At 39.0% G+C, this 12,215-nt stretch carries 14 protein-coding genes; 12 read left to right on the top strand and 2 right to left on the bottom strand.

The genetic code is table 11. The features are described from left to right. Nucleotides 1–54 precede the first annotated feature (54 nt). From UN64_RS16570 to UN64_RS16565, 3 genes are all read left to right on the top strand, one after another. Nucleotides 55–498, top strand: a complete 444-nt coding sequence (locus UN64_RS16570; RefSeq protein WP_077364814.1) for a DUF6376 family protein — start codon at nucleotides 55–57, stop codon at nucleotides 496–498. Between the two features lie 412 nt (nucleotides 499–910). Next, nucleotides 911–1,063, top strand: coding sequence for a hypothetical protein (locus tag UN64_RS21000; RefSeq protein ID WP_156774206.1), 153 nt, complete (start codon nucleotides 911–913; stop codon nucleotides 1,061–1,063). A gap of 63 nt (nucleotides 1,064–1,126) precedes the next feature. Further along, entirely contained in the window at nucleotides 1,127–1,774 is a 648-nt protein-coding gene (locus UN64_RS16565) for a hypothetical protein (RefSeq protein ID WP_077364812.1), read from the top strand. 29 nt (nucleotides 1,775–1,803) lie between these two features. On the opposite strand, the gene UN64_RS16560 is transcribed toward UN64_RS16565, so the two are convergent. Then, nucleotides 1,804–2,535, bottom strand: coding sequence for a Bax inhibitor-1/YccA family protein (locus UN64_RS16560; protein ID WP_077364810.1), 732 nt, complete (start codon nucleotides 2,533–2,535; stop codon nucleotides 1,804–1,806). Nucleotides 2,536–2,753: 218 nt separating this feature from the next. On the opposite strand from UN64_RS16560, the gene UN64_RS16555 reads away from it, so the two are divergent. Together UN64_RS16555 and UN64_RS16550 are read left to right on the top strand one after the other, a co-directional pair. Beyond that, a complete protein-coding gene (locus tag UN64_RS16555; RefSeq protein ID WP_077364808.1) occupies nucleotides 2,754–3,587 on the top strand; it encodes a hypothetical protein in 834 nt (277 codons plus the stop codon). 63 nt (nucleotides 3,588–3,650) lie between these two features. Continuing rightward, nucleotides 3,651–5,297 (top strand): hypothetical protein, encoded by a 1,647-nt coding sequence (locus tag UN64_RS16550; protein ID WP_077364806.1) that lies wholly within the window; start codon nucleotides 3,651–3,653, stop codon nucleotides 5,295–5,297. A gap of 195 nt (nucleotides 5,298–5,492) precedes the next feature. Here UN64_RS16550 and UN64_RS20590 read toward each other — a convergent pair whose 3' ends face one another. Next, the gene (locus UN64_RS20590; protein ID WP_139343168.1) at nucleotides 5,493–5,717 is read right to left on the bottom strand and encodes a hypothetical protein; all 225 of its coding nucleotides are present in this window, start codon (nucleotides 5,715–5,717) and stop codon (nucleotides 5,493–5,495) included. Nucleotides 5,718–5,831: 114 nt separating this feature from the next. Here UN64_RS20590 and UN64_RS16540 point away from each other — a divergent pair, with 114 nt between their 5' ends. The 7 genes from UN64_RS16540 (at nucleotide 5,832) to UN64_RS16515 (ending at nucleotide 12,215) form a co-directional block, all read left to right on the top strand. Further along, on the top strand, nucleotides 5,832–6,299 hold the full coding sequence (locus UN64_RS16540; RefSeq protein ID WP_281249468.1) for a redoxin domain-containing protein: 468 nt from the start codon (nucleotides 5,832–5,834) through the stop codon (nucleotides 6,297–6,299). A gap of 2 nt (nucleotides 6,300–6,301) precedes the next feature. Beyond that, entirely contained in the window at nucleotides 6,302–6,475 is a 174-nt protein-coding gene (locus UN64_RS20995; protein WP_171978950.1) for a hypothetical protein, read from the top strand. 131 nt (nucleotides 6,476–6,606) lie between these two features. Continuing rightward, nucleotides 6,607–7,665, top strand: a complete 1,059-nt coding sequence (locus tag UN64_RS16535) for an SDR family oxidoreductase (protein ID WP_077364799.1) — start codon at nucleotides 6,607–6,609, stop codon at nucleotides 7,663–7,665. A 353-nt stretch (nucleotides 7,666–8,018) separates the two neighbouring features. Then, a complete protein-coding gene (gene rsgA, locus UN64_RS16530; protein WP_077364797.1) occupies nucleotides 8,019–9,086 on the top strand; it encodes a ribosome small subunit-dependent GTPase A in 1,068 nt (355 codons plus the stop codon). A 228-nt stretch (nucleotides 9,087–9,314) separates the two neighbouring features. Further along, nucleotides 9,315–9,722: a secondary thiamine-phosphate synthase enzyme YjbQ gene (locus UN64_RS16525; RefSeq protein WP_077364795.1), complete on the top strand. Its 408-nt coding sequence runs from the start codon at nucleotides 9,315–9,317 to the stop codon at nucleotides 9,720–9,722. A 221-nt stretch (nucleotides 9,723–9,943) separates the two neighbouring features. Then, nucleotides 9,944–11,137, top strand: a complete 1,194-nt coding sequence (locus tag UN64_RS16520) for a branched-chain amino acid ABC transporter substrate-binding protein (RefSeq protein WP_077364793.1) — start codon at nucleotides 9,944–9,946, stop codon at nucleotides 11,135–11,137. Between the two features lie 91 nt (nucleotides 11,138–11,228). Then, nucleotides 11,229–12,215 carry a branched-chain amino acid ABC transporter permease gene (locus UN64_RS16515; RefSeq protein WP_077364791.1) on the top strand — a complete coding sequence of 329 codons (987 nt, stop codon included), beginning with the start codon at nucleotides 11,229–11,231 and terminating at the stop codon, nucleotides 12,213–12,215.

The raw sequence follows: 12,215 nt of genomic DNA, 5'->3' as shown, positions 1-12,215 counted from the left end.
TTTTTAATTCAAATCTCAAATCCATTCCAAATATAAAGGGAAAAGGAGAAAAAAATGAAAAAGACTTTAATTTCCGCTTTATTATCAATAACCGTATTAACGGGTTGTTCTGCAGTGAATGAAGTAACAAATGGTCTGAACTATGTGCCTGAAGCTACGGAATATATTAATGATGTACAACAATTTTCAAAAGAGATTTCTGCAATTGCAGAAACGGCAGTAAACGACCCAAAGGCGAGAGAAGAACTTGAACAGTTGCTGGGAGATATGAAATCAGACATTAGTGAGTTTGGCGATTTAACACCGCCTTCTGTGTTTGAAGATGTTCACAATCAGGTGATTGAACACAATAATAAGCTTCAAGAGGGAATTGATAACTATTTAACAGTTATAAAAGATGGGAAACTGAATGCTGATCTGCTCCAACAAAGCGGTTTGTTGGATGACATCGCTGTTTACAATGATCTGTTATCACAAATTAAAAAACTCGGCGAATAATTTTAAAACAGCTGCAATCTTGTAGCTGTTTTTTCCTAACTATTCCTGTTTTTCTTAAGCAATGTTGCTTTTGTAGATGTTGATTTCCGTTCCAGGATGCTCGCTTTCCGCGGGGCGTGCGGTGAGCCTCCTGCCGCTTTGCGCCCTTAGGAGTCTCACCTGACCGCTTCAGGGAAGTATTCTTGCTCCTGCGTCTCCAAGTAATTGCTACCGACGTAAGCTTCCTCGTCGCATGCCTCGCGAGAAGCTTCTCATGTGGTAGGCACGCACCTTGCTCTCCAATCAACTAGTCAAAGAAGCCTACTCAACTGTTCAAAAGTAGCAATCTTTTAGAAAAAGAGCTTTTTATGTTACAAATCGACTATTTTCGGGAATATGACAGTGAGAAAAATGGCGAGGGTGGGTATAAAGCATGAATGATTATCATCTTAAGATTGAAGATTACTTGCAGCTTTTAAAAAGAAGGTACAAAAAAGGAAGGCTGCAGGCAAAGCAATACCGCAAAAGAATCGAGCTTATAAACATGTGGCACATTCGCGGTGTTGTTAAAGTGCCAAAAGAATAATTTAAGTAATTAAAGATACATGTCGATAAATGTATAAACACGACTAGACTTGGCAGGTGCATCATGATTCCAATATACAATACATTTAAACAAGCTGAGCATTCAAAATATGATTATATTCTTCATATTGCGTTTGCCGTTCTTCTCTGTTTATATAGTTTTCTTTTACTATTCGCAAGCAAACTGCTAGGTTCTCTGTTTTTTATCTTTGGTGTAATTTTGTTAGGTTCAACGGTTTGGAAAGGGATCAAAACACTTTTTTCGACCGCTGGAGTAATTTCTATGCTATGGCTGCTGTTTTATAGCAGAATTCTTTGGATTGATGCTCTTCAAGTTTTGCCGGTATTTTTTTATGAAATCTTCCAGGCTTTATTTTTCCTTGGGTCTGGAATTGGAATAGCTCTATTATATAGTTTAGCTGTTAAATCAGCCCCGCTCTCTAATCCAGTAAGCAGACATATTGTTCATGGGATGTATTATCTGACTGCTATCCTGTTGATGCCCTATACATTGATCTATAGCTATGGAGCATTTATGCAAGGTGATATAAGCGGAGTGGTCTGGTCGGTTCTCATCCTTGTTCTATGGGGGATTTTATATACTGTTCAGCTTATAACTCATGAGAGTAAAGTTATGAGAATTGGTTTATTTGCCGTTAACATCGGCATAGGATGGTGGACGATTAACAGGTGGATAATGATTTTTTCATAAGAAAAGAGAAGCCCGCGGGCTTCTCTTTATTAATTTCGTCTGATTTTTGCCAATAGATGAAGAATCTCAAAGTATAACCAGACTAATGTTACCATCAAGCCAAATGCGCCATACCATTCCATGTATTTGGGAACACGCTGGCTTGCTCCATATTCGATAAAGTCAAAATCAAGAACCAAATTAAGTGCTGCTATGACTACAATAAATAGACTGATACCAATACCTATTGGTCCTGAACTATGAAGGTAGGGAATATCGATCCCGAAGAAACCTAATATGAAACTTGTAAGATAAACAAGCATAATTCCAGCTGTTGCCGAGAAGACAATCAATCTGAAGTTATGTGTAACTTTAATAATTCGGAGCATATAAGCAAGCAGCAGAGCAAATAGCGTACCGAACGTTAATGCCGCGGCCTGCATTGTGATTCCATTAAACTGAGATTCAAAGTTTGCTGATATTCCGCCTACTGCTAAACCTTCAAGAGCTGCATAGACCGGCGCAAGCAACGGGGCAGTTCTAGGAACAAAGGCAATGATTAATGCTGAAATGAGTCCCCCGATCACACCAATCATAATTAAATGTCCTACAGGTTCCCCTAAATTATATTGATGCCAAGTATAAAAGGAAGAAGCCATTAAAATGACTAGTAAAATAAATGTTTTATAAACTGTTCCAGATAATGTCATCTGTTTACTGAAAGATGTTCCACCAAATTTATTAAAGGTTGTACTCTTTAAAGCAGGGTTAGCACTTCTCATAAAACTACCTCCTTACCTTTCCTCCATATAACTATACGATTTTTCAATTGTAAAGTTTCATGTTTAAGCCACTTACTTCTCTCCAATTTAAGACACAAGTCCTCTTGATATTTTTTGGAATTATGGTTTTTTAGGAAGTTATGACTATTTTGGACAAAGACCGACAAATAACACATAAAATGGATGTATTATATAGATGAAAGAAGGGAGGTGAATTTGTGCGAATTCCAAGCATCATTATGCAAGGTTTGATCGCAGGTGCCATCCTTTTTATTCCTGGTGAAGTATTTGCCGAGAAAAATAATGAAGAGAAACAAAATTCAGCAGCTGAACAAAAAACTCAGAATCAATCAGACCTCAAACAGGAAAATGCAAAAGCTGATATTCCTGAACGCGAATCTCAAAAGGAAAATGTGTCAAAACCCGAAGTTTCTGAAGGAACGCCGAAGAAAATGAAAGGGGATACATCTAACTCTAATGGTTCGGAGAAAAGGTATGAAGCCAGAGAAAAGAATGCTGCTGCTGAAAAAAGTAAATCTTCTCAGCAAACAAAATACTCGAATGGACTAAAAAAATCAGTTCCTCAAGGACAACTCAAAAAGAATGTTCCAATAAATCAGCCTGAGAAGAAAAGGATTGAAACATCAAAGTACGTACATACAGAAACACCTAAAAATCAATCAGTGCTGCCTGAAGTAATGGCAGAGGATGGGCAAAAGAAGAAGCTCTTTTTATCAAAAAGGAAGATTAACGAACAGAAGCGGGAAAAAGCTGTATCAAAGCTTCCGATTAAGTTTCCTTCTAATGAACTTCCTCAACAGCCGGATTCTAAGGCAATACCATTAACTGCAGGACAAAGCTCTTCTCATTCATCATCCTCTAAGGACACTGGAAATGGGGGAGCGCCATTAGCCAATGTTAAGGCTAATTTTGTCCTGCCGCTGATCTTTGCTGATAGTGAAAAAGTTTCTGTGTATTTTAGCAGAATGGACCTCTTGAGAAGTCAATGGGTGAACGCACCGCCATCAATGCCACCGGAAAGTGCTCTTTAATTTTTCATGGAGATATTGTGATGTATTTAAATCAACCATTTGAAAATTAAGGAGCGAATTATAATGAAAAAAGTCAACCGTACATTTGTAAAATCTTTAGTATTTGCTGGAACATTAACTCTTGCGGCAGTTGTAGGAACAGGTGCTGCTGAAGCGGCTGGTCATAAAACAGAGCATGCGATTAAAGCTCAAAGCTCAAAAGCATCTCAAGGGCAAGTACAAGCTAAGGATGAGAAGTATGCAAAGCCATCTAAAGTTACTGTAAAAGTTCAAAAACCAGTTAAAGCTGAAAAGCCGGTTAAGGCTGAAAAAGCAGCAAAACCTGCAAAAGCTGAAAAGCCTGTTAAAGATAAGAGTCACTCTCAAGGTGCAGAGCATGCGAGTGATAATGCAAAGGGGCATGCTGCTACTAACTCAGCTATTTATGCCGTACCTACTGAAAAAGAAGAGCCAGTAATAACTGAGCCTGTAACAGAGGAACCAACTGAGGTTACAGTTCCAGTTGAGGAAGAGGAAACTGAAGTAATCGAAATCGAAATCCCTGAAGCAGACAGTGATGAAGGTAAAACGGATGAAACTGTAACTGAAGAAGAGGATGCAACTCGCAACGAAGAAGATACTGATGTAGACTCTGATGAAGAAGCTGTGAAAGAAGATGATGATGACTCTGACTCTGAAGAGATCCAAGAGGAAAATGAAGATAATCCGGTAAAAGAAGAAGAAGGCACAGATGTAATCGCTGACGAAGATGCAGTGAAAGAAGACGAAGATGATTCTGAAGATGCTGATGATGTAAAAGAAGATGATTCTGACAAAGAAGAATCTGAAGATACAGAAGAAGTTAAAGAAAACAAAGCTCTTCAAAATAAAATCAACTCTAATGCATATGAGCGTTCAAGTGAAAACGCGAAAGATCATGCTGCACCAAACGCTGCTGTTCACGCAGTAGATGCTGAAGAAGTACCAGCAGAAGAAGAAGTGACTGAAGAAGCTCCGGCGACTGAGGAAACTACGACTGAAGAAGAAGTAACTGAAGAAACACCAGCAACTGAAGAAACTACGACTGAAGAAGAAGTGACTGAGGAAGCTCCGGCAACTGAGGAAACTACAACTGACGAAGAAACAACAGAAGAAGAAACAACTGAAGAAGATGAAGAAGCAAAAGAAAACAAATCTCTTCAAAACAAAATCAACTCTAATGCATATGAGCGTTCAAGTGAAAACGCGAAGGAACATGCTGCACCAAACGCTGCAGTTCACGCTGTAGATGCTGAAGAAGTGCCAGCAACTGAGGAAACTACAACTGAAGAAGAAGTAACTGAAGAAGCACCAGCAACAGAAGAAACTACGACTGAAGAAGAAGTGACTGAGGAAGCACCAGCAACAGAAGAAACTACAACTGAAGAAGAAGTGACTGAGGAAGCACCAGCAACTGAGGAAACAACAACTGAAGTAGAAGTGACTGAAGAAGCACCAGCAACAGAAGAAACTACAACGGAAGAAGAAGCAACTGAAGAAGTTACTGCTCTTTTAAACAAAATCCATTCTTTAGCAGCAGAGCATGCTAGTGAAAATGCAAAGCTTTATGCGGCTATCAATGCAGCAATTTTAGCAGTTGAAGATGTATTAGAAGAAAATGCTCCTGAAGTTGTTGAAGTACCAGCTGAAGAAGAAACTACAGAAGAAACAACTGTAGTAGAAGTACAATAATATTTTTGAATGCCAGGGGTATTTTCCCCTGGCTTTTTTATTGTTGTTCTTGTTTTTGAGCGGCAAGAGAAGGTGAAGTTTGTCGAGGATTGTAGACTCGTGGATAAATGGCCAAAACTTTTGGATTCAACACCAAAAGTTTTGGATTCACAACCGAATCTTGTTGATTCATGGGTGTTTTTTGTGGAATTACAGTTAACTAGCCTTCGTTTCGCTTTCTCTTATACCCTTTGGAATTGTAATCTGGTGCTTGGCGTCCGCCAAGCTACCTAATATGTTCGATTTCGATGTGGATCCACTCTGAATTGATGTTTTTTCACCTGTTTTCTTCAACATCCACTCGGTATCTCCATCTTTATCCATACATACAGCATCCACACACACTTCATATCCGCCACTTTTATTTGTAAATCTCAGCACTTATGGAGACAAGCTCATCCACTACCACATATGTTAAAGAATAACTATATATTCCAACGTTTTCTTTTAAAGGAACAGGGAACTATATTCAAGAGAACTAAGGAGGTGGGTTAGTTGTTAAATACGGGCGATCGAGCACCAGATTTTACGTTGCCATCCACGCTTCAAAAAGATATTTCTTTAGCAGATTTCAGAGGCAATAAGAATGTACTTGTAGCGTTCTATCCACTGGACTTCACACCTGGCTGAATAAAGGAAATCACCTCTTGGAAAGAGGATTATCAGCGTTTTAAAGATGCGAATACAGAAGTGCTTGCGATAAGTGTGGATCATATTTATTCCCATAATGTTTTCTCTGCTAGCCTTGGAACGCTTCCTTATCCGCTTTTAGCCGATTGGCATAAAAAAGTGACAAAAGCTTTTGGCGTATTAAACGAAGAAAATGGTACCGCAATTCGTTCTTGTTTTGTGATCGACCAAGACGGGATCATTCGCTATTGCAATCATAAGTTTGATGCTAACGAAAGGCTTCAATATGAGGAAGTATTTAAAGCTTGTGAAAACTGTGGAAAGGAAGAATAGCAATGGACAAGGAACACAAATCCAAAAATCAACATGAAGATCCGACAGCACATGCTGAAAAGGAAATTAATGAATTTTTTTATGATGAAAATCGTGAAGATGATGGTCATCCTACTGACTATATGAACAATGAGATGCCAGCGATAAATATTGCGAAACCTGATGATGAAAAATAAAGCTGCATATGCGGCTTTATTTTTTTGAGGCAGCTTGTACAAACCACCATGAATACGGCGCCATCTTTAAGATGATGTGTTACTATAGAAGAGAAAATATGCTGATATAGGAATAGGAAGGAACCGGCTTAATGAATATATTTCTTACCGGAGCTACCGGTTTTTTAGGTGGACGCTTAATTCAAAATTTAGCGCGTGAAGGACATACATTATTTGTATTAGCGCGTAATATAAAAAAAGCGGAGCAGCTTCTTTTAAAGACAGCAGATCTTAAAGGCAACATTCATATTATTCAAGGAGATATTACAGTTCCTGATCTGGGTATGAACAAAGAGATTCAACAGGATCTTGCAAATAAGATTGATGTTTTTTATCATATGGCCGCTCTTGTGAAGTTTGATCTTGATCTTAAAGAAGAACTTTTCCAAATAAATTTTTCGGGTACTAAATATGCTTTAGAGGCAGCAGAAAAAATGGGTGTGTCGCATTTTTATTATGTGAGTACGGCTTACACATTAGGAAAAGATGAATTTGCAAAAGAAGAGCTTCATTCACTAGACCGTTCGTTTAATAATCCTTATGAGGAAAGCAAGTGTAAAGCTGAACACCTCTGTATGGATTATAAGGAATTTTTCAACGTTACCATCCTGAGACCTGCCATCATTATCGGCGATTCGAAAACAGGGGAAGCTGATTCAAAGTTTACTCTTTATGGATTAATGAGAAGTCTGGAAGTTTTCAAAAGGAGATTTCAGCGTAAAGGGTTGGGTGACCGCGTTTTTCATTTATTGTGTGAGGAAGGAAGCACGCAGAATCTCGTTCCTGTAGATTATGTAGCAGATGTCTTATCAGATGTACTGCAAAAAGACAGAGAAGATAACATATATCACATTACTAACAGCAAACCGCCGTTAAGTGCTGATGTATTTCAAATCATGAGAGACAAGGCTGACCTGGATTTGTTCAAACTTGCTCCTTATGATTATGAGCCAAATCTTAATGAAGAAGAACAGCTGTTGAACAATGTTGTTGATGTGTATAAGAATTATTTGAACCGAAACATAGTGTTTGATGACTCAAATACGCAAGAGCTGCTCCAAACATTAGATAAAAAACCACTTCAAATGGATGAAGAGATGATCAAAAGAATTATTAAAGGCTATCATGATAGTTCTTCAATAACAAAATAATCTGAATGCATCTATTTACAAAATATGCATATACTGGTATAGTGGAGAAGTAAATTATTCTAACAAAACCCAAGGAGGGATGTATGATGAGACAACTTAAAGGATTGACTTCAGAGAGTGTATTGTTTCTTGTACAGCCTATTGGGACAATGAAGGATAGCAGATAACGTTTATTTGATTTGTAATTTCTGCGATTAAATTTGTCATTTTAACCATGGGCTGTGCATTCAGTTCATGGTTTTTTATATGAAAAAGAGGTTGTTTGTGCACCTCTCTTTCTTTAAAGAACCGTATTCTGCGGTTCTTTTTTATTGCAAAAAAAATTAGACAATATTTATTCGGAGGGTATTACATTGAATTTAAATTTAAAATCACTAGGTTGGAATCAAACATTTGAAGAAGCTTTTAAAGCATATGAAAATCAATCACTTGTCCCAGGCAGGATCAGCGTTGAGCATAAAGGTCTTTATGACGTGCTTACTGAACACGGTGAACTGCTTGGCGAAATTACGGGGAAAATCCGATACAACGCTGCGGGAAGACACGATTATCCTGCAGTAGGTGATTGGGTTGCTGTTTCAGCTGTTCCTCAAGAAGGAAAAGCTTATATTCACGGGATCTTGCCTCGAAAGAGCAAGTTTTCAAGGAAAGCAGCAGGTCTAACGACAGAAGAGCAAATTGTAGCGACTAACGTAGACACTGTGTTTTTAGTGAATGCATTAAATCAGGATTTTAATCTGCGCAGATTAGAGCGCTATTTATTGATGGCATGGGAGAGCGGTGCAACTCCAGTTATCGTTTTAAGTAAAGCGGATCTTTGCGAGGATGTACAAAAGTATATAGATGAAGTGGAGACAATTGCCTTTGGAGTACCCACTTTCGCAGTCAGTGCGGAAAATGGAACGGGTCTTGATGCACTATCTTCATTTATAAAAGAAGGAGAAACAGTCGCGCTATTAGGATCCTCTGGGGTTGGAAAGTCAACGCTAGCCAATAAGCTTTTTGGGCAGGAAGTATTGAAGACGAACGATATTCGTGAAGAAGATGGAAAAGGAAAGCATACGACGACTCATCGGGAGCTGCTCGTACTTGAAAACGGAGGAATACTGATCGACACACCAGGAATGCGCGAGCTGCAGCTTTGGGAAGGTGACAACAGTTTGAGCCAAAGTTTCCAGGATATTGAGGCATTTGCAGAAGGATGCCGGTTCCGTGACTGTACACATAATAATGAACCGGGATGCGGCGTCCAGACTGCTATTGAAACCGGTGAATTGGATGAAGAACGTTATAACAGCTTTTTAAAGCTTCAGCGTGAACTCGCTTATTTTGCCAGAAAAGAAGATCAAAAACTGGCTCTTGCAGAAAAAGCACGCTGGAAAAAGCTTGCGGGTGACCGTACGAGAGTTCATAGAAAATAACATATTCCAATCATCCCTAAAAGGAAATGTCCTTTTGGGGATTTCTTATTTTTGTGAGTGTTTTTTTGAGATTTACGAGCGGTTCTTGAACTTTACGAGCGATACCGAAAGTTCACAAGCTATCATAAATAAAACAGCTGTTTTAATCATTGCTCTATACAATTTCCGATATAAAAAGGTTTTTTATAGGGAATCATCAAATTAAGTAGTGTAGAGGAGGGATAGGAAGTGGCTCAAACGTTTACGATTCAAACACACCAGCGCGACGAAATGTATGAGATTACGAGTTCACTGCAAGCTTATCTGGAGGAACAGCGAGTAAAAGACGGGGTAATGTATGTGTACTGTCCGCATACCACTGCTGGCATTACGATTAATGAAAACGCAGATCCTGATGTTGTGAAAGACATGTTAATGAGGCTTGATGAAGTGTATCCGTGGGAACATCCGAAGTATCGGCATGCTGAGGGCAATTCAGCTTCTCATTTAAAAGCCAGCACGGTTGGATCTTCACAGGTCGTACTAATCCAAAATGGTGAATTGCTGCTTGGAACATGGCAAGGCGTTTATTTTTGTGAATTCGATGGACCGAGGACAAGAAAGTATCACGTGAAAATAATAACAAATCAAAATTAATTCATGAAATCCGCTGAGTACATGTCAGCGGATTTTTTCTATTTTCCTACTAAAGTTCTAGCTGCGGAATGTAAGGGATTTTGTTGAACATTAGGGAAAACTTTTAAATTTAAAATAAAATATCTATTTTTTCAAAATTTTAGTTGTCTACTGCCGCAGATTCATGTACTATTTTTTTAAATAGTTGCAATTATCAAAATATTTTACGAGGGGGATTTTAGGTGGGGATTAAAAAAGGGTTAAAAGTATTAGCAGCTTCTGCATTGTCTTTAGGACTTTTAGCAGGCTGTAATGCTTCAGGAGGATCAGGAGGCAGTGGTGGAGGAAGCGGAAAGGTTATTAAAATAGCAACACAGACTCCATTATCAGGAGGAAGTGCAACACTTGGAGAATCTATTAAACTTGGTGCACAGCTTGCTCTTGAAGAAAACAAGAAGAAGTTCGAAGACTTAGGGTACAAGCTTCAACTTCAGCCATATGATGATCAAGCTGACCCTAAAAAAGGTGTAGCTAATGCCCAGCTTATTGGTTCTGATAAATCCATCCTAGGGGTAGTCGGCCACTTGAACTCAGGTGTTTCTATCCCGTCATCTGAAGTCTATGAAAAATACAAAGTTCCGATGGTATCTCCAGCTAATACAGCTACGGAAGTAACAGATCGCGGACTTAAGACAGTAAACCGTATCGTTGCACGTGACGATTTCCAAGGTCCTGCGGGCGCAGACTTTGCGATAAATAAATTAGGAGCTAAAAAGATTTTCGTTATCCAAGATAAAACAGCTTACGGAACAGGTCTTGCTGACGCGTTCAAAAAAGCAGCTGAAGACGCTGGGGCTGAAATTCTTGGATATGAAGGAATTACTGTTGGAGAGAAAGATTTCAATGGTGTACTTACACAGGTTCTTTCAAAGAAACCTGACTTAGTATTCTTCGGCGGACTTTATACAGAAGGCGGCCAGCTGATCCGTCAGGCACGTGACAAAGGGATCAAGATTCCTTTCATGGGCGGAGACGGAATGGACTCTTCTACACTTGTTGAGATCGCAGGCGATGCTGTAGAAAACGTATACTACACATCTGTTGCGGCTGATGCGAGCAAAACTGATGAAGGCAAAAATTTCTCTTCAAAATACAAAGAGAAATTTAACAAGAACGTAGAATCTTATTCTGCATATGGCTATGATTCTATGAGTGTTTTACTAAAAGGACTTGAAGCTGCAATTGAAGGCAATGATGGAGATCTTCCTTCCCGTGAGAAAGTTGCAGAAGCAATCCGTAAAATTCAAGATTTCCAAGGTGTAGTAACAAAAGTCGGATTCGATGACAAAGGTGATAACAAGTTCGCTAAAGTATATATCTATAAATTCAGTGAAGCTAAATATCCTGGAGTTCAAGAAGGCGAAATCAGTAAGTAAACCAACGTTTACATGAGAGGGAATGACCCTATAGGCCATATCCCTCTTCTTTTTTACATAAACTCCCTAGTTGTGAAAGAGAGGAATATTTATGTTAGCTGAAATTTTACAATCCTTGCCTCAAGTTCTTGTCGATGGTTTAGCTCTTGGTGCAATTTATGCAGTTATCGCGCTTGGATACACGATGGTTTATGGAATATTGGAGCTTATCAACTTTGCTCATGGTGAAATTTTCATGACGGGTGCATTTATAGGTGTAGCGATGCTCATATTGATGACAGGAATGGGCTGGCTGGCTGCTATGCCTGCTATTCTGGCACTAATTCTCGTACTTGTTGTTACTTCCATTCTTACCGGGTTTATGGGTGTAGGTATTGAACGGATGGCTTACAGGCCGCTTCGGAACTCGCCTAAACTTATCACACTGATTTCTGCGATTGGTGTCTCGTTTTTGCTTCAAGATTTGGTTCGTTTTATAACGGAATACAAGAGAGGGAACTACATTTTAACAGGCCCTTCCATGTTTAACGAGCAGTTTGCTATTAAATTTTCTAGTATTTCCTCTTCATTTAGTGATGCGTTCTTTAAAACTTCTACGCTCATTCTTATTATTTCGGTTGTAATAATGATGGTGGGCTTGGACTTTTTCGTTAATAAAACGAAATGGGGTATGGCGATGAGAGCTGTTGCACAAGATCGTGAAACAGCGTCACTCATGTCGATCAACGTGAACAAAGTCATCTCGCTAACTTTCTTTATCGGATCAGCTCTTGGAGGAGCAACGGGTGTACTGTTTGCCGTTCAATATGGAACGATCGATCCTTACATTGGTTTTATCCTTGGATTAAAAGCATTTACAGCTGCTGTACTAGGCGGAATTGGAAATATACGGGGAGCTATGGCAGGCGGTATTATGCTGGGACTTCTTGAGATGTTTGCAGCAGCTAATCTTCAGCTTTTAACAGGCGGGATCTTAGGAGCTGAATATAAAGATGTTTTTGCGTTTGCGATCTTGATCATTGTTTTGATTTTTAAACCAGAAGGACTGTTTGGAAAAGCAGTTACTGAGAAAGTGTAG

The organism is Fictibacillus arsenicus (assembly GCF_001999465.1).
GTDB lineage: Bacteria > Bacillota > Bacilli > Bacillales > Fictibacillaceae > Fictibacillus > Fictibacillus arsenicus.
Note: the sequence above shows the minus strand (reverse complement) of the source record. Positions and strands in the feature narration are given on the sequence as shown.